The organism is Cloacibacterium sp. Arc13 (genome assembly GCF_041431305.1).
Classification (GTDB): Bacteria; Bacteroidota; Bacteroidia; order Flavobacteriales; family Weeksellaceae; genus Cloacibacterium; species Cloacibacterium caeni_B.
The window spans coordinates 13572-37150 of the sequence record NZ_JASMRM010000020.1 but is presented as its reverse complement, the minus strand read 5'-3'; the positions used below and the strand labels follow the sequence as shown (position 1 = coordinate 37150).

Annotated in this window: 23 protein-coding genes and 1 pseudogene; all 24 read right to left on the bottom strand. The window is 32.0% G+C overall.

The genetic code is table 11. The features are described 5' to 3' along the window. Positions 1-394: 394 nt before the first annotated feature. The 24 genes and pseudogenes from QO190_RS12375 to QO190_RS12260 all read right to left on the bottom strand — a co-directional run bounded on the left by QO190_RS12375 (position 395) and on the right by QO190_RS12260 (position 23572). On the bottom strand, positions 395-1153 hold the full coding sequence (locus QO190_RS12375; protein ID WP_371463470.1) for a YdcF family protein: 759 nt from the start codon (positions 1151-1153) through the stop codon (positions 395-397). A 69-nt stretch (positions 1154-1222) separates the two neighbouring features. Beyond that, entirely contained in the window at positions 1223-1855 is a 633-nt protein-coding gene (locus tag QO190_RS12370; protein WP_371463472.1) for an MBL fold metallo-hydrolase, read from the bottom strand. A gap of 348 nt (positions 1856-2203) precedes the next feature. Then, a complete protein-coding gene (gene rfbA, locus QO190_RS12365; protein ID WP_371463474.1) occupies positions 2204-3064 on the bottom strand; it encodes a glucose-1-phosphate thymidylyltransferase RfbA in 861 nt (286 codons plus the stop codon). A gap of 129 nt (positions 3065-3193) precedes the next feature. Beyond that, positions 3194-3746, bottom strand: a pseudogene (gene rfbC / locus QO190_RS12360) (dTDP-4-dehydrorhamnose 3,5-epimerase). 1 nt (position 3747) lies between these two features. Next, positions 3748-4797 carry a dTDP-glucose 4,6-dehydratase gene (gene rfbB / locus QO190_RS12355; protein WP_371463476.1) on the bottom strand — a complete coding sequence of 350 codons (1050 nt, stop codon included), beginning with the start codon at positions 4795-4797 and terminating at the stop codon, positions 3748-3750. Positions 4798-4925: 128 nt separating this feature from the next. Continuing rightward, positions 4926-6092 carry a nucleotide sugar dehydrogenase gene (locus QO190_RS12350; protein WP_371463478.1) on the bottom strand — a complete coding sequence of 389 codons (1167 nt, stop codon included), beginning with the start codon at positions 6090-6092 and terminating at the stop codon, positions 4926-4928. Between the two features lie 74 nt (positions 6093-6166). Beyond that, complete coding sequence (locus tag QO190_RS12345; RefSeq protein ID WP_371463480.1) at positions 6167-6814, bottom strand: acetyltransferase; 648 nt, start codon at positions 6812-6814, stop codon at positions 6167-6169. Between the two features lie 6 nt (positions 6815-6820). Next, positions 6821-7585, bottom strand: a complete 765-nt coding sequence (locus tag QO190_RS12340) for an SDR family NAD(P)-dependent oxidoreductase (RefSeq protein ID WP_185117747.1) — start codon at positions 7583-7585, stop codon at positions 6821-6823. Beyond that, complete coding sequence (locus tag QO190_RS12335) at positions 7582-8643, bottom strand: ketoacyl-ACP synthase III (protein ID WP_371463483.1); 1062 nt, start codon at positions 8641-8643, stop codon at positions 7582-7584. Before QO190_RS12335 ends, QO190_RS12340 begins: the two co-directional genes overlap by 4 nt. Before the next feature lie 9 nt (positions 8644-8652). Then, positions 8653-8883 carry an acyl carrier protein gene (locus QO190_RS12330; RefSeq protein ID WP_072781052.1) on the bottom strand — a complete coding sequence of 77 codons (231 nt, stop codon included), beginning with the start codon at positions 8881-8883 and terminating at the stop codon, positions 8653-8655. A gap of 15 nt (positions 8884-8898) precedes the next feature. After that, positions 8899-9501, bottom strand: a complete 603-nt coding sequence (locus QO190_RS12325) for a sugar transferase (RefSeq protein ID WP_371463486.1) — start codon at positions 9499-9501, stop codon at positions 8899-8901. Further along, a complete protein-coding gene (locus QO190_RS12320; RefSeq protein ID WP_371463488.1) occupies positions 9501-10634 on the bottom strand; it encodes a glycosyltransferase family 4 protein in 1134 nt (377 codons plus the stop codon). Before QO190_RS12320 ends, QO190_RS12325 begins: the two co-directional genes overlap by 1 nt. Continuing rightward, complete coding sequence (locus QO190_RS12315; protein ID WP_371463490.1) at positions 10627-11649, bottom strand: NAD-dependent epimerase/dehydratase family protein; 1023 nt, start codon at positions 11647-11649, stop codon at positions 10627-10629. The genes QO190_RS12320 and QO190_RS12315 overlap by 8 nt, the downstream gene beginning before the upstream one ends. A gap of 327 nt (positions 11650-11976) precedes the next feature. After that, the gene (locus tag QO190_RS12310; protein WP_371463534.1) at positions 11977-12942 is read right to left on the bottom strand and encodes a GDP-L-fucose synthase family protein; all 966 of its coding nucleotides are present in this window, start codon (positions 12940-12942) and stop codon (positions 11977-11979) included. After that, the gene (locus tag QO190_RS12305) at positions 12939-14060 is read right to left on the bottom strand and encodes a polysaccharide (de)acetylase (protein ID WP_371463492.1); all 1122 of its coding nucleotides are present in this window, start codon (positions 14058-14060) and stop codon (positions 12939-12941) included. The genes QO190_RS12310 and QO190_RS12305 overlap by 4 nt, the downstream gene beginning before the upstream one ends. A gap of 23 nt (positions 14061-14083) precedes the next feature. Then, the gene (locus QO190_RS12300) at positions 14084-15208 is read right to left on the bottom strand and encodes a glycosyltransferase family 4 protein (RefSeq protein WP_371463494.1); all 1125 of its coding nucleotides are present in this window, start codon (positions 15206-15208) and stop codon (positions 14084-14086) included. A gap of 27 nt (positions 15209-15235) precedes the next feature. Continuing rightward, positions 15236-16327 carry a glycosyltransferase gene (locus tag QO190_RS12295; RefSeq protein ID WP_371463496.1) on the bottom strand — a complete coding sequence of 364 codons (1092 nt, stop codon included), beginning with the start codon at positions 16325-16327 and terminating at the stop codon, positions 15236-15238. Between the two features lie 3 nt (positions 16328-16330). Then, entirely contained in the window at positions 16331-17347 is a 1017-nt protein-coding gene (locus QO190_RS12290) for an NAD-dependent epimerase/dehydratase family protein (protein WP_371463498.1), read from the bottom strand. 91 nt (positions 17348-17438) lie between these two features. Further along, positions 17439-18020 carry a serine O-acetyltransferase gene (locus QO190_RS12285; RefSeq protein WP_371463500.1) on the bottom strand — a complete coding sequence of 194 codons (582 nt, stop codon included), beginning with the start codon at positions 18018-18020 and terminating at the stop codon, positions 17439-17441. Between the two features lie 61 nt (positions 18021-18081). After that, positions 18082-19209 carry a hypothetical protein gene (locus QO190_RS12280; RefSeq protein WP_371463502.1) on the bottom strand — a complete coding sequence of 376 codons (1128 nt, stop codon included), beginning with the start codon at positions 19207-19209 and terminating at the stop codon, positions 18082-18084. A 26-nt stretch (positions 19210-19235) separates the two neighbouring features. Then, positions 19236-20381, bottom strand: coding sequence for a glycosyltransferase (locus tag QO190_RS12275; RefSeq protein WP_371463504.1), 1146 nt, complete (start codon positions 20379-20381; stop codon positions 19236-19238). A 2-nt stretch (positions 20382-20383) separates the two neighbouring features. Beyond that, complete coding sequence (locus QO190_RS12270; RefSeq protein ID WP_371463506.1) at positions 20384-21691, bottom strand: hypothetical protein; 1308 nt, start codon at positions 21689-21691, stop codon at positions 20384-20386. 8 nt (positions 21692-21699) lie between these two features. Next, positions 21700-22572: a glycosyltransferase gene (locus QO190_RS12265; protein WP_371463508.1), complete on the bottom strand. Its 873-nt coding sequence runs from the start codon at positions 22570-22572 to the stop codon at positions 21700-21702. A gap of 10 nt (positions 22573-22582) precedes the next feature. Next, complete coding sequence (locus tag QO190_RS12260) at positions 22583-23572, bottom strand: hypothetical protein (RefSeq protein WP_371463509.1); 990 nt, start codon at positions 23570-23572, stop codon at positions 22583-22585. Positions 23573-23579: the final 7 nt, after the last annotated feature.

The window sequence follows — 23579 nt, the reverse complement described above, 5'->3', positions numbered from 1 at the left end:
TTTTTGTTGTACAACCTCAAAGATACTTTGAGTTACTTTAATTCCTTCTTATTTTTTTATTTAGGACGCTATTGAATCTAAATAATTTTCAAATTTGTTTTATAGTTATTTGTATTAACGAATTGTAAATTGAATGCTAAATGGAGAATATAGAAGCGAGAGCCAAGAGCCAAGAATCAAGAGCCAAGAATCAAGAACCAAGAACCAAGAATAGAGAATTAAGAATGGAAACTTGAGATTGTAGATATAAGGATATAAGGTAAAGTTGGAAAGTTATAAAACTGTAAAATCTTAAAAGTAAGAAAGGGGAAATTTTAGAACGGAGAATAGAGGAAGGATGTAAATGCTTGGAATTATAGGAATATCTTTTCAGATGGTGCAGTTAATAAGAAGTCTATTTCAGAAAATACACCTTTGTTTTATCTTTTGCAAATTTCAATCTCTCTTTCATAATTTCGTTTACCATCTCTATGGAATTTACACTGGGAAAACCTAATCTTACATTCCCATTTTGACCTTCTTTTATTTGGTAATTAGTAGGAGCATAATACGTTTTTAGTTGAGGATATTGATTGTATAAAAAATGAATCCTCGGTAGATGTAAAGCATCTGAAACCGCAATTACAGAAACATTATTTCCTATTTTCTGAGTAAAAGATTGAATTTCTGTAAAAGTATTATCTGGAGTGGTCAATACTTTTATTTTACTGGAAGGAACTCCTAATGAAATAGCCGCATCTCTAGCCACTTCTGCTTGAGATTTTATACTATAACTAGAGTGTCCCGAAGTTACTAAAATAGAATTGGGATAACACTTCATTAATCTAACCGCTTCAACCAAACGAATAAGAGATGTGGGAGACAATTGCTGAGATGGACTTAAGCGTTTATCTAAAATATATCCTGCCCCGAAAACATGAATATAAACCTTTTCTTTATTATTGACTGGCAAAACTCTCTTTTGACGATTTTCTTCATATTTCATCCATTTTGCAGGTAAATAATATGTAGAAGTAGCTAACCAAAGTATTCCTAATACCGAGGTTATTCCCCAATATATTTTACGAATTCTGCTATATTGATATACCAATAATGCTCCTGATAACAAAAAAAAATTATGAATGGTAAATACGGTTAAAAGCCAATCTTTCATTTTATTTATAATGTAATTACCGATTTAAATGAATAAATCATATCTATGAAATTATCAAATAATTAAGTTTTATCCATTGATATAACCCTCCCAATTTATATCGGTAGATTTTATTATATCGAGATGTCCCGGGCAAATGATAGAGTTTTCATCAGTAGCCATTTTAATTTTTAAGGCAGACTCTTTCGCTTTTTGTTTGTTTCCAGATTTTAATTTGGTAACAATGGGAATATTAGGAATTAAAGCATCTCCTGTAAAAAAGTAGTTCCCTAATTGGAAAGTAAGGCAACCTTCATTATGGCCTGGTGTTTCTAAGATTACCATTTTCTCCTGATTAAAAAGAGGAATGTTATCATTCTCTTTTACTATATTAATTTGTTCACCCGTAAAGATGACTGGAGTACCATGATAAAAAGATAAATTGAGTTTATAATCTGAGAGCGCAATTCTAGTATACTCTGAACAGTATATTTTACAACTGGGAAATTTTTCTATTACATCTCCAATATGCGCAATGTGGTCATAATGTGCATGTGTTAAAAATACGGCGTCAATATTCTGATTAGGATGTAAAGAATTTATCGCTTCTATACCGTTTCCCGCGTCTATTAAATAGCATCTCTTTTCATCCACCTCACTTTGTATTAAGTAGGTGTTTGAGTTAGAAGATTTCAATATAATTTTTTTTATTTTAAATTCCATTTATTTAAATCTCTAAATCCTATTTAATTTCTATTAAAATTTTAATTGTCCAAAAAATGGCTCCCACTATTATTCTTCTCTTTAGTTTAAGCCGTTCTTATTTTTAAAATATTCATTAAACTATTCTATAACTCAATATCAAAAGTGTTTATCCACATTAAAATCGAGCTAAAAGCAAGGAAAAACCTATATATAACTGTATACAAACATTTTAGATTAAACAGAGCTCATAATAAGTGAATGAAAATTCTTACTGCTTTTACTCTTATTGAAAAAAATTACTTTTTTTGCTTTTTGAGTTCTTTTCGTCCTCAGAATGAATTAGTTAATTTATATTTTTTTCATCATTTATTTAAATAAATTTAACAAATATTCTCCATATCCGCTTTTACGTAAAGGTGCTGCTATTTGTTTTAATTCTTCTTTTGAGATGTAGCCCATACGATAAGCTACTTCTTCTATTGCCCCTATTTTAAGACCTTGTCTCTCCTCAATCACTTGTACAAACTGTGCTGCCTGCATAAGAGATTGAATGGTACCAGTATCTAGCCATGCCGTTCCTCTATCAAAGACACCTACTTTCAGTTTTCCTTGTTTCAGATATTCTGCATTAATGTCCGTAATTTCTAATTCTCCACGGGGAGAAGGTTTGATATTTTTTGCAATTTCTACTACAGAATTATCATAGAAATATAGCCCTGGAACAGCAAAATTAGATTTAGGGTTTTGTGGTTTTTCTTCAATTGAAATTGCATTATTCTGTTCATCAAATTCTACCACGCCATATCTTTCTGGGTCTGCCACTTGATAGGCAAATATTACGCCTCCTTCAGTCTGTGCCGCATTTTGTAATAGCTGAGACATTCCAGAGCCATAAAAAATGTTATCTCCTAGGATTAGGGCAACTTTATCATCTCCAATAAATTCTTCTCCTAGAATAAATGCCTGTGCCAATCCATCAGGACTTGGCTGTTCTTTATAAGAAAACTTACATCCTATCTGAGCGCCATCTCCGAGTAATTTTTCGAAATGGGGCAGATCATGAGGAGTAGAAATGATTAAAATCTCATTAATTCCAGCCAACATTAGTGTTGATAATGGATAATAAATCATCGGTTTATCATAAACTGGCATTAATTGTTTACTCACTGCTAAAGTTAATGGATGCAAACGTGTACCAGAACCTCCGGCTAAAATAATTCCTTTCATTTTTTTTTAATTTTTCAATATGATTTTTAGTTTTTTTCTAAACTTTTTCCCATCTCCAATTTCGTAAAAGGCTTGTCCTAACTGTCCATTTTGCCTGTGTAAACTATATTTTTTTTATCTTTTGAATATTTATATCAGTTTACTTTTAAAATTTTCAAAAGATTGCAATTCTTTATCTTTTTGCGAGAGTATCATTTTTTCTTCCGGAATTTGCCAATTTATTCCAATAGTTTTATCTAATGGATGAACCCCCTCTTCTGATAATTTATGATAGTAATTATCACATTTATAAAAAAAAGTAGCTGATTCTGAAATTACGGAGAAACCATGCAAAAATCCGCGAGGCACATACAACTGACGTTTATTTTCTGCAGATAATTCTACCATTACAATTGTCCGAAAGTCTCAGCTTCTGGACGAACATCTACTGCTACATCAAGAACAGTGCCTTCTAATACTCTTACTAACTTCGCCTGTGCAAATTCTCCTTTTTGTAGATGCAGACCACGAATAACTCCATAAGAAGATTTCGACTGATTGTCTTGAACAAATTCAGGGTCAAAGCCTAAAATCTCATCAAGTTTTTTATCATTAAATGCTTCGAAAAATAACCTCTTTCATCCGTAATTATCACTGGCTCTAAAATAAAACATCCTTTCAGTTTTGTTTCTATAGCATTCATATTAGTGACTGTATTGATTATTGTAATAGTTTTGATAATCTCCAGAAGTTACGTTATCTAACCATTTCTGATTGGCTAAAAACCAGTCTATGGTTATTGATAAACCTTCTTCGAAAGTTACAGAAGGTTTCCAGCCTAATTCTTTATTCATTTTAGTGGCATCAATAGCATAACGCAAATCATGACCTGGACGATCTTTTACAAATGTAACTAACTGTTCTGACGTACCTGTGGGTCTTCCCAATTTTTCATCCATTTGTTTACACAACTCTTTTACTAAATCTATGTTTTTCCATTCATTAAATCCTCCTACATTATACGAGTCTCCATTTTTACCTTCGTGGAAAACCAAATCAATAGCTTTGGCGTGGTCTATAACAAATAACCAATCTCGAGTATACTTACCATCTCCATATATAGGTAATGGTTTATTATTTAGAATATTATGAATGCATAGTGGAATCAATTTTTCTGGAAAATGGTTGGGTCCATAATTGTTAGAGCAATTGGTTAAGACTATAGGTAAGCCATACGTATCATGATAAGCTCTTACAAAATGGTCTGATGATGCTTTGGAAGCAGAGTAAGGAGAATGTGGGTCATACTTAGTGGTCTCTGTAAAAAAACCTTCATCTCCTAGCGCACCAAATACCTCATCTGTAGACACATGATGGAAACGTTTTCCTTCGTAATTGTCTTTCCAGATGTGTTTTGCTGCATTTAATAAATTAACCGTCCCGATTACATTAGTCATTACAAATTCTAAGGGATTGGTAATAGAACGGTCTACATGTGATTCTGCAGCAAGATGAATTACTCCCTCTGGCTGATGTTTTTCGAAAATATCTAATACTTGTTTTGCATCTACAATATCTGCTTTTATGAAATGATAGTTGGGTAAATCTTCGATATCTTTTAAATTTTCTAGATTTCCTGCGTAGGTTAAAGCATCTAGATTGATAATTTTATATGCTGGATATTTTAAAACGAATTCGCGAACGACATGAGAACCAATAAATCCGGCTCCTCCAGTGATTAATATTGTTTTCATGGATTAAATCTATTTATTTAACTCTACTCATTATTAACAATGAGTTTTAATTGACTATTTGCAATAAAAAATGATTACAAAAAAATGTTCTATATATTTTAAATATTAATCTACTTGGCACATAAATTTTAATCATTACCAAATAAATCGCGGGTGTAGACTTTGGCCGCTACGTCTTCTAATTCTGATGTCATTCTATTAGAGATGATAACATCACATTCTTTTTTAAAAGCTTCTACATCGTGCATGACTTTTGAACCAAAAAATGTTTCTTCTTTGAGAACGGGTTCATATACTACTACCTCAATTCCTTTAGCTTTTATTCTCTTCATCACCCCTTGGATTGCAGATGCTCGGAAATTATCTGAACCTGCCTTCATTATTAAGCGATATACTCCTACTTTTTTCGGTGCTCTTTCTATGATAGAATCTGCTATAAAATCTTTACGCGTTCTATTGGCATCTACAATGGCTTTGATAATATTATTAGGCACTGCATCATAATTGGCCAATAGTTGTTTCGTGTCTTTAGGCAAGCAATAGCCTCCATATCCAAATGATGGATTATTGTAATGCGAACCGATACGAGGGTCTAAACTTACCCCTTCTATGATCTGTTTGCTATCTAAATGATGAACTTGAGCATAACTGTCTAATTCATTAAAATAAGCCACACGTAATGCTAAATAGGTATTTGAAAATAGTTTTATCGCTTCTGCTTCTGTAGAATCGGCAAAAAGCACTGGAATATCTTTCTTGATGGCTCCTTCTTTCAATAAACCTGCAAAAACTTCTGCACGCTCACTTCTCTCTCCCACAATAATGCGAGAAGGATATAAATTGTCATACAACGCTCTACCTTCTCTTAAAAATTCTGGAGAAAACATTACATTCTCTATTCCTAAATCTTCTTTTATCTTTTTCGTAAATCCTACTGGAACCGTAGACTTTATTACCCCTACTGCGTCTGGATTGTATTGATTCATTTCTATAAGAACGCTCTCTACACTTTTTGTATTAAAATAATTGGTTTGTGGGTCATAATCTGTAGGAGTAGCAATAATTACAAAATCTGCATCTTTATAAGCTTCTTCTTTATCCAAAGTTGCTTTAAAATTCAAATTTTTTGTAGATAGAAATTCCGTTATTTCTTTATCTTCAATGGGCGATTTTTTATTGTTTAGAAGTTCTACTTTCTCTGGAACTATATCCAATGCTACCACTTGATGATTTTGCGCTAATAGCATCGCATTAGACAAACCTACATATCCTGTACCAACAACTGTTATTTTCATTTTATTGTTTTTATTTTTTGATTTTTCAATCAATTATCATTTTAATTTTATAAATTATATTCTCTATTTATTTGCTAAGTTATCACTACTTTTTCTTTGAAACGATAAAAGTGAGTTTCATTATCTTTTACTGTTTTTGTGATAATCATCCCTGCTGCAATGGTATTATTATCTCCGATTTCAATGGTGGGAATTGTAGCACTATTCACCCCAAACATATTGTTATTTCCTACTTTTGTAAAACCACTTAATACCACTTGAGGCCCAATAAAATTAAATTCTCCAAGAATAGAGTCATGCCCTATAGTACAACGAGAGTTCAACATATTGAAATTACCAACCCTTGCTTTTGCACCAATCGAAGCGTTGTGAGCTACCAAGCATCCTTCTCCTACTGTAGCAGAGGGTGAAATTATTGCTGTAGGATGAATGAGGGTAGCAAATCTCGCACCTTTCTCTAGGAAATTTTGAATAATTGTTCTTCTAAATTGTATATTGGCTATTCCCATAATGTATTCTGCATCTTGGGATACCTCATGGTCTTTTATGGTTCCTATGTAAGGACCTAAGAAACTGTAGTTATTATAACTTTCTTTGTTATCATCAATATATCCTACTACATCAAAACAGAGTTCTGGTGCTACCGAATTATTATAATGGGTGATATAGTCTGTGATTTCAGCGGAATGTCCGCCTGCTCCAATGATTATTACTTTTTTCATATTAAATTATCTTGCTGTATATCCTCCGTCTATCACTAATGTAGTCCCTGTAATCCAACATGCCCCGTCTGATAACAAGAAAGCGCAAGCGTTGGCTACATCTTCTGGCTTACCAAGTCCTAACGGATGATAACTTTTTATTTTTTCATAAGCTGAAGAATCTTGAGCATAGACAGCATTAGAACTCATAGGAGTTACTACAACTCCTGGAGCTACGCAATTTACTCTTATTTTTTTTGATGCTAATTCTAAAGCTAAAGATTTTGTTCCTGAAACGAGAGCCCCTTTCGTTAAACTATAAGTTGTTTTCCCTAATTCCCCTACCATTCCCATTACTGAGGCTAAAAACACAATGCTCATCCCATCTGGATTGGCATATTTTAATTTAGTAAGAAGCTTAGTGATGGCAATAGGAGCAAAAACATTGGTTTCAAAAAAAGGTTGTAATTTTTCTGGCGTAATGTTACGAAGTGGCAATGTAGTAGAAATTCCCGCTGCATGAACAATTCCGTCTACTTTCCCTACCGTTTTAAGAGCATCTTCTAACTTTTCAGCAGTTTGCTCATAATCTGTAACATCCGCCACTAGGATTTGGTAATTTTCGTTCTCGAAATTCCCTACTGTTTCTAACAATCTTTCCTCTGATCGCCCCAATAAAATTACAAAAGCTCCCATTTGGTTTAGGGTAATAGCGCATTGTCTTCCAATCCCAGAAGATGCTCCCGTAACCACGATGGTTTTATTTAATAGGGTAAAAGGGTTTATACTCATTCTAATTCTACTAAGTTACTGATAAAACAATCTTGCACATTAATTTGAGCGGTAGCCCAAGACATCCCCACTCCAAAACCGCATAACATTAATTTTTTATTGCCTTGAAGCTTATTCTGCAATTGAGATGCTATAGTTAAAGGTATAGAAACAGAAGATGTATTTCCGAAACTTTCAATACATGAAGGCACTTTTTCTTTCTCTAACTTTAATTTTTTGGCTAAATAAGCATTCATATAGTCATTGGCTTGATGAAACAAATTAAAGTCTATTGTATCATTGGTATTTCCTGATTTCTCGAGTACCGATTTGAAATTTTTTGGAATTTCGCTCAATACAAAATTAAACACCTCAGCTCCATTCATGTACCCATGTTCATCTGTTCTTATGTTGCCATACTCATCTACCACTTTTTCTGTTAATGTGTCTGGTGAACTAGGATTTCTATAGCCCCCTGCATCCATTTTAATTAAGTCTGAAAGAGCACCATTAGAATTGAGTGAGAAAAAACTTTCTCCAAATTTTTCATCTCTTTCTATGATGGCTGCAATTCCTCCATCTCCGAATAAAAAGGCTGTTTTTCTATCTTTAGGAGAATATATTCTAGAACGGGTCTCACCATCTAATAAAAGTGCTTTTCTAAAGCCTCCCGATTGCATTAAGCCATAGACAACTGATAGTCCATACACAAAAGCTGAACAACCTAAACTGATGTCAAATGCTGCTGTATGTTTTCCAAGCCCCAAACGGTTCTGTAAGAGAATAGATGTTGCGGGCATTCTGTAGTCAGGAGTTTGAGAGATAAAGATTAGCAAATCAATTTCTGATTTGTCTATATTCATATCCGAAATTAATTTCTCTGCAGCTGCGAAGCATAAGTCTGATGCGCACATTCCTTCTGGGGCAAATCTGCGTTCTTTAATCCCTACTTTGTCTACTATATCTTTTACATCTTCTTTATTAAAAAATTGGGTGTAATTGTAATTATCAATAGTATTCTTTGGTACTGCTGCTGCTAAACCCGTAATCCCAACGTTTTTAAAAGATAAATCTGCCATAAAAATGGATTAAGCCTGCGTTCTTTTTATAATTTCGTTAAGTAAATCTCCTAAAGTGATTGCATTTTTAAATGCTTCTTCTTCGATTACCATGTTATACTTATCGTCTATTTCGGCGATTAAAGTTAATCTAGCTAATGAGTCCCACTCATCATAGTCTCTGAAAGCATCTGATAATTGAATCTCTCTGTCTTCAATTTCTAATACTTCTGTTATCATTTCTAAAAATTCTGCTTCCATAATTTTATGTTTTATTTAGTTATTTCCTTTAAAAGGTTCCATTGTTACGCTTGTATCACTTGAGATTCCCTCTCTTATGATGACTTTTTTTATCGTTCTCCATACGATTTTGCAATCCAATAAAAAACTTAAATGGTCTACATACCATACATCATATTCAAATTTTTTGTTCCATGAAATGGCGTTTCTTCCATTTACTTGTGCCCATCCTGTTATTCCAGGTTTTACTTCATGTCTGCGTTTTTGGGTTTCTGAATACAAAGGTAAATATTTAATTAATAAGGGACGAGGTCCTATTAGGCTCATATCTCCTTTTAATACATTAATCAATTGTGGCAGTTCATCTAATGAAGTACTTCTTACCCATTTCCCCACTTTGGTTAAGCGTTCTGCGTCTGGTAATAAATTTCCTTGTGCATCTCGCTTGTCACTCATGGTTTTAAATTTAATTAATTTAAAAACTTTCCCGTTTTTCCCTGGTCTATCCTGTGTAAAGAATGCTGAATTCTGACTCAGTATCAATAATAGGTAAACCCCTATAAATAGGGGTGAAAAAAATATTAAAACCAGCACTGCAGCTGTTACATCTATTAGTCTTTTAAAGCCTTTCTTATACATTATAAAAATTGCATTGCGTTTTCTTTTGTAAAATTATTAGAAGCTTTTTTTGCATTTTCGCTGTATGCTTTATAAGTCTCTGGTTCATTTTGAAGCTGATAAATAAAACTTTTAATTTCATTTACTTCGTTGGCTTCAAATGCGCGCCCACAATTGCTTCTTTCTAACAAATTTGCCAGTGCAGACCTTTTAGAACAAATGGCTAAAATGGGCTTCCCTACTGACAATAAATTAAACGTTTTACTCGGTATACTTAAATCTGCTGCTCCTTCATCTAGCGTTACCACGTTTAGATTTCCTACCTGCATGTTGTGCGGGAGTAGTTCAATAGGTTGCCAAGGCAATAATTGAATATTGGTTAATTTTTGCTCTTCAATCAATTTATGAATCAGTTCGTATTTATGACCTCCTCCAATCACGAGAAAATAAAAATCAGGCTCATTCTTAAATGCATGCGCTAGGTCAACTAATTTTTCAATAGGGTGTGTTTTTCCTAAATTTCCTGAGTAACAAATTACAAAGGTATCTTTTGCGATTCCTAATTTTTTGAAAATTAGATTTTCATTTCTATCAATCTGAGGGAAAAATTCATTATTGGTCCATATCGGTACTATTTTTATTTCTTTTCCCTCTGCATATTTAGAAGTTTCTTTGGCTAATTCTGGTGTTAAGGTGTAAAGCGTATTTGCCTTTTTAAACATTTTTTTGGTAAAATGGGTAAACACTTTATTTGCCCAACCGTCTTTGGTAATATAATTAAAATTTACCAATGCATCTGGATACAAATCATAAACTAATATATCATAATTTGCTCTTAAGAGGTAAGGAACCAAAGGTGCACTTGGCGGATTAGTAATCGCGATTATTCTAGCGTTTCTGTACTTCCATAATACAATAAAAAACATCTGAATGGTAGCTGCGAGCCAAGTGTAAATTCTTTTGAATGCCGTAGATTTATTGTATTTCGTAATTTTATGCCACTTGTATTTCTCAGAGAGTTTCGTTTCTCTTTCTACAATTGTACCCGCAATGATTACGCACTTATCATATTTTGTAGATAAAGCATCCAGCATATCTATTTGAAGATAGCCAGATGCTTGATCTAGAATGACTACTGTTTTATTTTTAGCCATTATTTTTTTGAAGTTTTACTTGCTCATTAATCCAATCAAAGGTTGTTTTCATTCCTTCGATTAATGGGATGCTTACGTCCCAACCGATTTTTTCTCTGTATAATTTATTATCACTATTACGTCCTTTTACTCCCACTGGGCAAGAGAATCCGTATTTATCTTTGAATTCTTGTCCTCCGATATTGTGAATTTTAATGTTTTTACCAGACAGTTTAATTGCCATTTCTGCCAATTGATTGATGGTTACCATTTCTTCTGAACCGATGTTTACAGGCCCTAAGAAATCATCTTGTCTCATCAATCTAAGTACTGCTTCTACACATTCATTTACATGCAAGAAAGAACGCGTTTGCTGTCCATCTCCCCAAACTTCTATTGTGCCACCATCTTCTGTTTCTGCAGCTTTTCTACACATTGCTGCTGGTGCCTTTTCTTTACCACCCACCCATGTTCCAAACTCACCGAAAATATTATGGAATCTTGCTACTCTTACGTTTAACTTATAGTTTCTATTGAAAGCTAAATAAAGACGTTCTGAAAAAAGTTTTTCCCAACCATATTCAGAATCCGGATTTGCAGGGTAAGCAGAACTTTCTTCACAGTTTGGATTATTAGGATCTTGCTGATTATGCTCTGGATACATACAAGCAGATGAAGAATAGAATACTCTTCCTACGTTATTTTTTGCACATTCATGTACTACATTTAGGTTAATGAGCGCCGAGTTATGCATAACATTTGCATCATTATCTCCTGTAAAAATATATCCTGCTCCTCCCATATCAGCAGCTAATTGATAAACCTCATCGTAAACTCTACCTTCAAAAGCTTTTTCTACAATTCTTGGATCTCTTAAATCCCCTTGTACATATTCATTACAAATTAGATTGTGATCCCAAAATTCGTGATTTGGCTTAATGTCTACAATTTTCACATAAAACCCCTCTTCTTTTAATCTTTTAGCTAGATGACCGCCTATAAAACCACCACCACCTAAAACTAGTGCATTTTTCATATTGTTATTTTTAACTATTATTTTTTATTCATTAATTGGATACAAATTTATAAAATTTGAAAGAATTTAGCTTTAACATTCGTTAATTAATTCTTGATTTTTTTGAAATTTAATTCATATTATCTTCATATTTAATAAATATTTTTTTATTTATTTGAATGATTATTTTACTCTTTAGTCTTGTTTATCATCTCTTTATTATTCTACTCACTATTTTGAGCCACTAGAAATTTATTTTTAAAAAAAATAATCATCTGATTCCTTAAATTGCTAATAGCGCCACATTCATTTTTTTTTGAAATTTGCCATTCTATTGCTTCATTTATTCTAAAGTTTCATTTCTCTTATTTCTTCTCTGTTTTCAAGAAACCACTGATATGTTTCTTCAATTCCTTGTTCCAAGCTTATTTTTGGAGACCAACCTAGATTTTTTAATTTACTCACCTCCATTACCTTTCTTGGGGTTCCATCTGGTTTGGAAGTATCCCAAATAATTTCTCCTTGATGTCCTATTATTTTTTGTACCCGTAAAGCAACTTCTTTTAAAGATAAATCTTCCCCAGATCCTACATTGTATAAACTCTCTTCGAGTTTATTTTCCATAACAAAAATTATAGCTTCTGCCAAATCATCTACAAATAAAAATTCTCTTTTAGGATTTCCTGTTCCCCACAATTCTACGGGTTCATTTATGCCTGTTTTTTCTGACTTTTCTTTAGCCTCATGAAATTTCCGAATCATGGCAGGTAATACATGAGAGGTTTGCAAATCAAAATTATCTCTTATCCCATACAAGTTTGTGGGCATTAAGCTCACAAAGTCTTTTTTGTATTGTTTCCTTATCGCTTCTACTGTTTTTACTCCTGCAATTTTAGCAATTGCGTACCACTCATTGGTAGGTTCTAAGGGAGCTGTAAGCAAATACTCTTCTTTTAAGGGTTGAGGAGCCTCTTTAGGATAAATACAAGAAGATCCTAAAAAAATAAATTTCTCTACTTTATTTTGGTGTGCAGCATCCATTAGGTTCATTTGGATTTGTAAATTATCCATAATGAAAGGATATGGATTATCCTTATTCGCCATTATCCCGCCTACTAATGCTGCTGCATCTATTACGATTTCGGGTTGTTCCTCTTGAAAAAAATGATTCACTTGGTGTTGGTTTCTCAAATCAAGATCTTGTTTTGAACATCCCAATACGTTTTTATAACCTCTAGCTTCTAGTGCCCTCCAAACTGCAGAGCCTACCATTCCTTTATGACCTGCAATGTAAATCTTTTTAGATTTCATTATTTTTCTTGGGTTTTCCCTGTAATGATATCACCTAGTTGAGTAGAAGTAATAAAACGGACATCTGGCCAGCGTTTAAGCACTTCTTTTAACAATTTTTTTAAAGCCATTAAACTTTCTTCTCTATTTTTAGCATTTAAACTTCCAATAAAATTAGTTCTGTGCGAGCTAATAACAGCCGGTTTATTCCATTTAAACGCATAATGAATTTCGTTTAAGCAGTCACTATGCCAATCTTTTCCAGGAGCATTAGGTTCAAAAAAGGCATTTCTGGTTAAATATGTTTGTAAGTATTTATTCTTTTTACCAATCCAATGAAAATTTTTCTTGTACTTCCCGTCTCCCAGTGGTTCTATTTGAAATTTAGAAATTCCCATATAGTCTACTCCTTTTCCAGCTGCAATTTCTACTAATTGATTATTAAAAAACCCATTTGGGGGAACTAAAAATCTCGCTTTGTAGCCATGAATTTCTTCAAAAAGATCTAGCCCAGAACTTAAAATTTCTCTTTGTAGCTCTAAGTCGCTTGCTTTTTCTAGATTAAAAGCTGCTTGATAATTCACGGCTAGTTTATTATTAAAAGCCCAGCATCCCTCTTCGAAAGCCCAATGTGTATGTTCATCATTTGCTTGTAACTGTCTCATCCATGCTCCAGCATTTAAATGTTCTCTTCCATGAAATTCTGGGTGAAAAAGTTTTTCTTCTACCCCTTTTTGCCACATTTGAAATGCGTCTGCTCTCCCATAACGCTCTAGCGTTTTGGTAAAAGGCTCATGATAGAATTTCTGAAAATTACTTTCTTTTATTTTTTGAAAATCAGGATTTGCCACCACACTCATTGCTGTAAAAACTGGGTGATTTCCTAATTGGTCTTTGAATTCTATTAAAGTATTAAACAGCTGTTCAAAATCTTCTTTTGATGCGAGCGTATCCGTATTATTATATCGTTTACTGTCTCCTTTTTCTAAGGAAACTCCTTTTGCTTTTAGTCTTTCTAAAGCCTCTAATGAAGGCATACGAATACTTCCCCAATCGTCACTTTCTATTATTAAGTATTTCTTTTTAACCGAACAACCAATCATATTTTTAAGGTTGTGCGCTACTTTTTGCTTGATATTCATGTTCGTCATTTGGTTATATTAAACTATTTTTTCTCATTTGCGTAATGAGCACAGATTTCCAAATATTTTCTAGCTCTTTCTTTTGGAGTATCAAATTTTTTCACTTCTTTTTTTCCCTCTTCAATCAATTCCTTGCGCAAGTTTTCGCTTTGGATTAAAGCAATTATTTTTTCACAAGCATCTTCTGCCGATAATGGTTTGAAATAGAGTGCCGCATTTCCACAAATACTCGTTGCAAAACCTAAATTAGTCGTAATAATAGGCTTTTCCATAATCATTGCTTCTGGATAAGAAGCGGAGAAACATTCGGCTAAGGTGGGTAAAAACATCGCATCACATTCTCTATATACGCTTGGGCATTCTTGGGGTTTCAGTGGTCCCACATTTATAATTCCTTCGCCATGTAAATGATGTTTCATTTGCTCTTCTTCTTTCAATGTTAAAATAAACTTCACATTGTTAAAGCCTTTTGAATGGAGTAACTCATTTATTTTTACAATGAGGTCTAAGTTTTTATGCTTATAATAAGAAGTAAGCGTTAAAAAGCGAAACTCTCCTTTTTCTTTTGGAGGTAATTTATTTTCAAACTGTAAATTATGGTCTAGATAAAAAGCACTGTGGTTATTCGTAACTGTATGTACCTTATCTGTTTTTAATGCTTTTCTCACTCTATTATTTACATCATCTGTTTGCACTACATACGCAGTAGCATCTCTTTTGAAATAATAATAATGTAATTTCTTTTTGATTATTAGTTTTAATTTGCTTTTTAAACTTAAGTTCTTTACAAAAGGAGACTCGGGGTAGATATATAACGGTAAATTAAAACCTATAATTTGAGGAGCTTTTGACTTATAATAAGTAGGCCCAGTACTAGAAATTAAAACATCTGGATTAATCTTCTCTTCCAGAGGTCTTAGTGTATGCTGTATTTCTTTTACTTTTTTTAATCCAATTATACCAAAATCAAAATCATAGAAGTAAAAATTATTGGGGAAACTAGATTTATCTAAAGCTTTTCCTACTCCTTGTCCTACCCAAATGTGGTATTCGTGCTCGGGAAACTGTTTGCATTCATTAATAAAAGAAAGTGCTACTTGTACAGCTCCTCCAAAACGCTGATGTGCCGTATTAATAATTATTTTCATTTCTTCATTAGTTAAGTAAAACTTCTTCTAGTTCGATGCAGAATGCTGAGTGATGAAGCGGTAGAATTTTTTTGCGATTGCTTTTCCTTCAAAAGTTTTCATTTTTTCTTTAGCTGCCCAACCGAATTGTTCGCGAAGACTAGCATCTTGCATTAATTTATTTAATTTTTCAGTAAAACTCTTTTCATCATTTTCTTGAATTAAAAATCCATTTACTCCATCATCAATCATGTCAGAAGGACCTGCCATACAATCATACGCTATACAAGCACAGCCTGCTGACATGGCTTCTGCCAATGCATTGGGAAAACCTTCGGAAACAGAAGTAAAGGCAAAAATTGCTGCTTCTGCATAAAAAGTATGTACATTGTTTTGTTCGCCCACTAAATAGACTTCATTTTCTAATTTTTTATCTTGTACCTCTTGTCTGTATTCTTCTAGGAGATTCATTTTTTTTGCATTTCCTCCTACCACTATAAGTTTCCAAGACTTCGTTTGATTTACCGAAGCAAACATGTCTATCAAGCGGTCTACTTTTTTAGTCTTAATTAAACGACTTACCATTAGCACATTTTGCTTTCTAAGGTTATTGGTAGAAAAAGTAAACGCAGGAACAGGATTTCCTATCACTTGAATATTATTATTCCATTTGTATTTTTTGGCTATTTTTTCAGATTTTTCTGTTTGGGCGATAAAGCCTTTCGCTAAGGGGTAAAGTTTATTTCGCAATAAATTTTGAAGTTTTCCTAGATTTTTCCCTGGAATACTTCTGTCTGAAACGTAAATATTAAAATGAAGTCCCAAAGAAGCTATCAAAAGTAAATTATTCCACATTTCACCAAAACTTAATACGGTGTTGGGATTTATTTCTTTTAGTTTCTTTCTAATAAAAGCAACTGTCTTCAGGGTGTGCCAAAAACGTTTATCATTATTAAATTCCCATTCTGGTTTATGAATCGTGACCGAGTTTGGTAAATTATATTTAACTTCTCTTTTATTGCCAATTAATATTACATGTACTTCTACTTTTTCATAGGTAGAAAATTCTTGAATGAGATGTGCCATCACCCTTTCCATTCCTCCAATTCCGAGTGAATGAATGACCAAAGCAACTTTCATGATTTATTTTTTAAAATAGGCTTTATACCAATTGACAAATTCTTGTATTCCTTCATTAATTTTTACTTTGGGAATATATCCTGTTACTGCCTTTAAATCCTCTATATCTGCAAAGGTTTGGTATACATCTCCATCTTGCATTGGGTAAAAATCTAATTGGGCTTTTTTGTTACATGCCAATTCTACAGCTTGTATAAAATCTAATAGTTTTACAGGAGTATTATTTCCAATATTATAAATATTATAATTCTCTTGAATTTTATCTGTAATCAATACTTCTATAATTCCTTTTACAATATCATCTATATAGGTAAAATCTCGCATTAAATCTCCATTATTAAACACCTTAATTGGCGTTTCACTCAAAATGGCTTTTGTAAATAAAAATGGTGCCATATCTGGTCTTCCCCAAGGTCCATAAACGGTAAAGAAACGGAGTCCTGTAGTTTTTAGTCCATATAAATGGCTGTATACATGTGCCATTAATTCATTACTCTTCTTGGTTGCCGCATATAAACTTATAGGATGATCTACTCTATCTTTCTCAGAAAATGGTACTTTTTGTTGATTGCCGTACACTGAAGAACTAGAGGCATAGATTAAATGCTTAATCTGATTGCTTCTACAGGCTTCTAATATATTCATAAAGCCTACTACATTTGCTTGAATATATGCTTTAGGGTTTTCTATGGAGTATCTTACTCCCGCTTGTGCTGCTAAATTGATAACCGCATCAAATTTTTCTTTAAGAAAAAGGTGGTCTAATCTGTGTTCATCTACCAAATCCATTTGAGAAAAACGAAAATTTTCATTGCTTCCACTTTTCACCTCCTGTTGTCTCATGAATAATTCAGACTGTGTATCTATACCTAATTCTTTTAATCTATCTATTTTTAATCTTACATCATAATAGGCATTCAAATTATCAATACCATAGACTTCAAAACCTAAATCAATTAATTTCTTACTAACATGAAATCCTATAAAGCCTGCTGCGCCTGTTACTAAAATTTTACTCATTTTTTATCATTTGCTGACAAGTTTTATTATCTAATTTTCTCGTCAATGTTGTTTTATTTGTGATTATTTTTGTTTTGATATATACTAAAAACTAGATGTGTTTAATCATTCTTTTCACGTCAATCTCTTTAATTGCTTTAGCTGGAACTCCTGCTACCAGCATCCCTTCTTCTAAGATAGATTTATTTACTGCTGCATTTGCTGCAACAACAGTATTATTTGCTATAGTAATATCTCCGTATATTTTAGCTCCTGGTCCAATGTATACATTATCTCCTATTTTGGGAGCACCTGCTACACCACCAGATTCCCCTATATTTGTACAAACATGAATACGACAATTTGCGCCCACTTTGGCTCTGGGATTTACCACAATAGTTCCATAATGAATAATAGCTAAACCTGGTCCAAAAACATTCATAGGTATGCTAAATCCAAGTTTGATACTTAACCTTTTGTATTTAAAAAAATAATAGGCAAATAGTAATAAAGAAATTATGTTTCTCTTATTATTTCCATAATATTCTGCTTTTCTCAATGCTTTTTGAAAACAATAAATATGATTAGGGAAAATAATATTTTTAAGCCTACCTTTCACACTTAAATTTCTAATCCCAAGAGCTATTCGGTCTTGTTCTAAATATTTTTTCAGTTCGTTTTTAGTTTTTATCATAAGTGTATTTTTTTTTTCAATTTCTAATCAATACATTCTCTAATAATTGTCGTGATTAAATTTATTCTTCTAACATTAAATTTGCCAATTCTGCAGAATCCATAAATTCTACATTTGGCCAATTCTTTATAATGCTTTTTACTAAAACTCTGAAATTCTTAATATTTTCATCTTTGGTTTTCTGGTCATAGACCCCTACATAATTGAGACGATGAGTATTTATAATAGCTGGCTTGTTCCAAAAAAAGGCATTTGAAATTTCTTTTAAACATCCATCTACACTATCATAATTTGCTGGCATTTGTGTAGGTTCATATTGCCCATTTCTTACAAAATACTTTATTTGTTGTTCGTTTTCACTGCCTATAAATCTGCCAACGATTCTTCTTTTTTGATTATTATCTTCGCCAAATGGTAATTTTTGATATTTCATCCCTTGAATGACCTTTATACCATTATTTTTAAGCACTTCGTGAAGTTGCTCTCCTAAAATGAAATTATTAGGAATCATGGTGATTGATTTAAATCCAAAGATTTCTTCAAACAATGAAAGTCCCTCATTTATATATCCTTCTTGATACTCTTTAGGTCTTTCATCTATCCAATCTAAGGAAGCTTGAAGATTAATTATTGAGCTTTTATTTTCTGGAACACTCCACGTCCCTAGATCAAAGGCATCTAGGAGTTCTTGATTTCCATTTCTTAGTTCTTCTAACCATAATGGTACATTTACATGCTCTCTCCCGTGAAACTGAGGATACATTAACTTTTCATCAATTGCATTTTTCCATAGATTAAAGGATTGAGAATGGTTAGAAAATCTTTTTAACGTTTCTGTAAAAGGCTCATAATAATATTGTTTAAAACCTGATTCTTTAATTTTTTTAAAATCTGGGTTGGCTACTACCGTGTTAAAAGTCAATTTGGGATGATTTCCAAAATTATCTTTGCAATCACTAATCAATGAAAACAATACATTTAAGTCATCTTCTGAAGCTAAAGAATCATATTTGAGATAAGGATTCTTCGTATGAGGATATTGTTTTCTGTATTCCTCAATTTTAGTAATATCTGGAAGTCGGATGGCTCCCCAATCATCGCTTTCAAAAACAACGATTTTTCTTTTGGTGCTCCAGCCTTTGTAATTGATTAAATGAGCTCTTACTCTATTCTTAAAATTTGATAGCATAGTTTAAGTTTAAAAAATAAAAAACACTATTTAAGCGTTTCGAAAACCTTCTCCCATTTTTTATACGTTTCCTCGTAGGAAAAACGAAGAACATTCTCATACGCATTTACTGATAGTTCGGAAATCTTAATAGGACTTTCCATCAGTTTAATTGTTTCTTCAACATAAGCATTACAATCGAAAGCTTTTATCAAAATCCCATTTTGATTATGATGAACGATATCCGAAGCTGCTGCGTATGAGTCAAAAAGCATCGGCACACAACCATAACTCTGCGCTTCTATTAAAACATTCCCGAACCCTTCAAAAGCAGAAGTCATATGGAAAATTTTTGCTTTTTTATAGTACTCATCTGGTTTTACTTTCCCAAAAAATTGTACTCTGTCTAAATTATTTTGCAGACAAAATTTCTCCATACTTTTTTTCTCAGCACCATCTCCTAGCACCCAAAATTTCCAATCAGGCGAGTGAGCATGTAATCTTTTCCAAATCTCTAATAGTAAGTCTACTCTCTTCTGAGAAAGATCTAAACGCCCTACAAACAAGACTACATTTTCTTTTGGTAGCGCCTCAATATCTACTTCGGGTCTCTGAAATGGATTGCCTATTCCGTGTATTTTATGTAAGTATTTTTTGAGTTTTGGTACTAAAAAGAATAACTCTGGTTTAAATTTTTCTGATAGCATAACAAAAGCATCAGTGTTTTTGACAATGAAACCTAGTTCTTTATTTTGCTTCCATACATGATATCCTAGAATTATTTTCCTTGTGATGTAAGTATTGAGAAATCCTATTTTTTTTCTATTGAAAAGTTCTTGGATAATATTTTTATGATTGTCATAAAAATTGAGTGGATTAATATGTAGATTATTGATTATCTTAGCCTTATCATTAGTAATATTCAAAAGCATTTTAGTAAATTTAACTGAATATCCAGTCTGATTAATAATGATTTCTATATTGAGCTGTTCTAAAATATTTTTTAACTCAATATCAGATTTTACTGCCATTATTGGAATATTATTAACATGTCTATTTGTTTCATTTTTATTATAACAAATTATATATACATCATTCTGTACTGAAAGAAGTTCAGAAAGATTGTTTGTAACCCTTTGTACACCTCCGGCATTCGGATCAAACTGTTGTTGTAAAATTATTGCAATTTTCATTTTTAAAATAAATAATTAAAAAAATCTCTAATAGAAATATCTGCGTCTCCTAATAACCAAGATACTGGAGCAAGAATAATTGAAAAAAAACTTAACATCTGAATAAGATAAGAAAGTTGAAAAAGAAACATCGGAACGGATGATAACAAAAAAATAACTAAGCCAGCATTTAATAAGTTCATCTTTTGACGACTTAATTTATACCTAACTATTGTAAAAAGGAGCTGAATGGTTGAAACTAATATAAAAAGAGCGGAAATTGTTCTTACCCTTCCAGATAATGAAGGGGAAAAAGTTGCCAAATTCGAAAATATGTATAACCCAATGCCTGAAGCAAAAAGGAAAATAAATTTTTTCTCGGCATATTTGCTATTGTAGAAAAGCAACAAAATAAATGATAGCCCTACTATGCAATAATCTTTGTAAAAACCTTCTCCATAAGTAACATAAAAATTTTTTTTAACTGAATTTGCAATTGCAGCTTTTTCTTGAAAGAATTCAGCTTTTTCTTCGGAATCAATTACATTAGATTTTTGTTGACTTTCAACTAAATCAGTCTTGGGCAAGAAGTTTTCAACACTTGTAAAATCTAAAGACATCCCAAATGACACCAAGTATAAACCTGTCATAATAAAAGTTCTATTTCTTAATATATAAGAAATTAAAAAAGGAATTAAAACAATAAGATAAGAAAAGTGTACAACGATAGAAAATAAAATTACTAATAAAAATTTTTTCTTTTTAGTAATCACATAACTATACGTTCCATAAAAAAACACCCACATTCCTGTCCACATTCTAATAGAATTAAGCGCTCCTAAACTTCTATCAAAAATAAATAATACAATAAAAGCTGTTAATAAGCCACTTTTTTTAATGGTAAGCTTATCCTTAAGAACTAAAAGTGCTGATTTTGTAAAAAAATACCCTAAGATTAAACCTGCAAATACGTGAATAAGTTCTGGGACACCAAAAACTGATGCTGCTAAGTACGATATACAATGTAGATAAATATCTTTTGCACCTGTTGTAGAATTAAGGGTAACTAAATCATAAAATTGATTTATGAAGGCATTAAAAGACATGTCTGAATAATAAGTAAGTGCACTACTCAAATGCGCCTCTCCATCTGAGCCTGGTCTATACACGTATAGACTTCCCGCTATTCCAAAAAATATAATTCCAAAAAGAAGTAATGTTTTTTCATCTCTATTTCTGAGTAATTTCACCACTCCCATTATAGGAGAAAACAACATCAATAGCATTAAATAACCATTATATGAATTTTTTATTTGACTTGCTTGTTTCATTTTTTTGACTATTTGTTAGGCAATAGCTTTATTAATCTCTCTCTTAATTCAAAATAATCAATAGCCATTTGAAAACGTTCTAATAAAACATCTGTTTTTGGTCTGTCTTTCGGTTTTGTTTTATCATTCTGTGGTATAGGAACACCTAAATTGTAATTTTTCGGTAGTCCCAAGCAGATTTGATTCGTATTATTAGCTATTGCAGCTGCCCAAAACCATATATCTGAGCCTCTTCCAGGCACTATTCGGCGTACTTGATCTTCATTAAAAGCTTTTTCATGTAAACTTCCTGCCGGATAATAAATCCCTCCCCATCCAATTAAATATACTTGTGACGAAGGGGTATTCTTATTGGCAGCATTTTTTTCTCTGTAGTACATATGTAACTGATTCTCTTTTTTCACCATTGCTTTTCCTACATATCCTACTATTGTCTCAGGATTTTCTGTTCTATTATTTAGTAAGCCTCGCACCAAACTTTTATGATAAATGATATCATCATCAAGCGTAATCACTCCTAAATCAGGATATTTTTGCATTACTGGAAGTAATTTTTTCACTGCAAAGGAATTGTTTTTTACCCAAACAATCTCTATCCCTCGATTTATTAATTTATTGAGGTATTTTGGCAGTTGAAGCCCTGGCCATTCTTCCTCCGTTAGCACTACAATCCATTTTTGAGGCAGCTGTGTTTGCTGGTTAAGCGCCTCAAAAACAGCGGGCAATAAATGAGCTCTTTTAGGATAAGTTGCTATAGAAACTACAAAATCCGCTTTGGGGTCTGTATATAATTTTGTTTGATTTATTTTGGCTAAAAAATCCCATTTTTTATAAATAAAATGATTTCTCAGAAAAACAATTTTCTGCTTTAGTCGGTGCATTTTTTTAAATTTAATTTATAGAAGATAATTCATTATTCCCAGAGAAAATCATATTTTCTAGGAGTTGTTCCTGTTTCTCTACTGATACTAAATTATAAAAATCATCTTTTGTTAATGACTCCAAATTAGCTTCAAAAAGATTTACTAAATATTTAGAATAATTTGTTGTATAACCTTTAACTTTATTGTTAGGATCAAAATAAATTACTTTATTTTTAAAAAAAACAGCGTCTAACAAAGAAGTAGAATGATCTGAAATGATAAAATCATAATCATTATTCTGTAGCAAAGGATATAGTGGGCCTGTTAAACAATCTGTATTGTTTATTTTCGGGAATCTTGGACTACCATCGCTATTTTTTTCACTATTGCCTTGCTTTCCATGAGTTTTTATTGTAATATCAAATTGAAGTTCTCTCAATTTATTTATTAACGAATAAAAAAATTCGAGATTCAACTTATCTAAAGCTGTAGGTAATATTAATATCTTGTTGGTTCTTTTATTACTATAATGATAATTATCCCTATTATAATTATTAAAAATAGGGTTACCAAACTTTACAATAGAAACTTTTTTTCTTGAGTTATAGCTATTAAATTGCTCAACAAAGTACTCTCCCCAAGTTAAAAAAACATCACATTTGGTAAATTTGTGAGGAATATCAGTAACTACTCCTCCTACATACGAGCCATGCTGAACTACAATAAATTTACTAGATTCATGATTAGAAGTCCATATCTTATATAAACTTTCTCTTATTGAAATCCAATTCTTAGAAAGTATATACTTTGGATTTATTATATTCAAGAATATATACATTACAATATGTTTCCTTTTATCTGAAGTTTTAAAAGGTATAAACTTCCATAACAAATCTATATCCCAAAAATAAAATTTGGAATGATTTTTTTTATTTAAAACAATTGGCAATGTACTTCTATGCTTGTTATATAGAATAATTTGTTTTTTTGTTATAAATTGAAATAGTGAATTAATCATTTTTTTA

Bases quoted from the DNA above. Each gene is read 5' to 3' on its own strand.
- QO190_RS12290 (WP_371463498.1), bottom strand. From the start codon at position 17,347: ATGAGTAAAATTTTAGTAACAGGCGCAGCAGGCTTTATAGGATTTCAT.
- QO190_RS12330 (WP_072781052.1), bottom strand. From the start codon at position 8,883: ATGGAAGCAGAATTTTTAGAAATGATAACAGAAGTATTAGAAATTGAA.
- QO190_RS12275 (WP_371463504.1), bottom strand. From the start codon at position 20,381: ATGAAAATTGCAATAATTTTACAACAACAGTTTGATCCGAATGCCGGA.
- QO190_RS12350 (WP_371463478.1), bottom strand. From the start codon at position 6,092: ATGAAAATAACAGTTGTTGGTACAGGATATGTAGGTTTGTCTAATGCG.
- QO190_RS12315 (WP_371463490.1), bottom strand. From the start codon at position 11,649: ATGAAAAATGCACTAGTTTTAGGTGGTGGTGGTTTTATAGGCGGTCAT.
- QO190_RS12335 (WP_371463483.1), bottom strand. From the start codon at position 8,643: ATGGCAGATTTATCTTTTAAAAACGTTGGGATTACGGGTTTAGCAGCA.
- rfbA (WP_371463474.1), bottom strand. From the start codon at position 3,064: ATGAAAGGAATTATTTTAGCCGGAGGTTCTGGTACACGTTTGCATCCA.
- QO190_RS12270 (WP_371463506.1), bottom strand. From the start codon at position 21,691: ATGAAACAAGCAAGTCAAATAAAAAATTCATATAATGGTTATTTAATG.
- QO190_RS12325 (WP_371463486.1), bottom strand. From the start codon at position 9,501: ATGTATAAGAAAGGCTTTAAAAGACTAATAGATGTAACAGCTGCAGTG.
- QO190_RS12320 (WP_371463488.1), bottom strand. From the start codon at position 10,634: ATGGCTAAAAATAAAACAGTAGTCATTCTAGATCAAGCATCTGGCTAT.
- QO190_RS12295 (WP_371463496.1), bottom strand. From the start codon at position 16,327: ATGAAAGTTGCTTTGGTCATTCATTCACTCGGAATTGGAGGAATGGAA.
- QO190_RS12340 (WP_185117747.1), bottom strand. From the start codon at position 7,585: ATGAGTATAAACCCTTTTACCCTATTAAATAAAACCATCGTGGTTACG.
- QO190_RS12285 (WP_371463500.1), bottom strand. From the start codon at position 18,020: ATGATAAAAACTAAAAACGAACTGAAAAAATATTTAGAACAAGACCGA.
- QO190_RS12305 (WP_371463492.1), bottom strand. From the start codon at position 14,060: ATGAATATCAAGCAAAAAGTAGCGCACAACCTTAAAAATATGATTGGT.
- QO190_RS12345 (WP_371463480.1), bottom strand. From the start codon at position 6,814: ATGAAAAAAGTAATAATCATTGGAGCAGGCGGACATTCCGCTGAAATC.
- QO190_RS12375 (WP_371463470.1), bottom strand. From the start codon at position 1,153: ATGAAAGATTGGCTTTTAACCGTATTTACCATTCATAATTTTTTTTTG.
- QO190_RS12265 (WP_371463508.1), bottom strand. From the start codon at position 22,572: ATGCACCGACTAAAGCAGAAAATTGTTTTTCTGAGAAATCATTTTATT.
- QO190_RS12300 (WP_371463494.1), bottom strand. From the start codon at position 15,208: ATGAAAATAATTATTAATACGGCACATCAGCGTTTTGGAGGAGCTGTA.
- QO190_RS12260 (WP_371463509.1), bottom strand. From the start codon at position 23,572: ATGATTAATTCACTATTTCAATTTATAACAAAAAAACAAATTATTCTA.
- QO190_RS12370 (WP_371463472.1), bottom strand. From the start codon at position 1,855: ATGGAATTTAAAATAAAAAAAATTATATTGAAATCTTCTAACTCAAAC.
- rfbB (WP_371463476.1), bottom strand. From the start codon at position 4,797: ATGAAAACAATATTAATCACTGGAGGAGCCGGATTTATTGGTTCTCAT.
- QO190_RS12280 (WP_371463502.1), bottom strand. From the start codon at position 19,209: ATGCTATCAAATTTTAAGAATAGAGTAAGAGCTCATTTAATCAATTAC.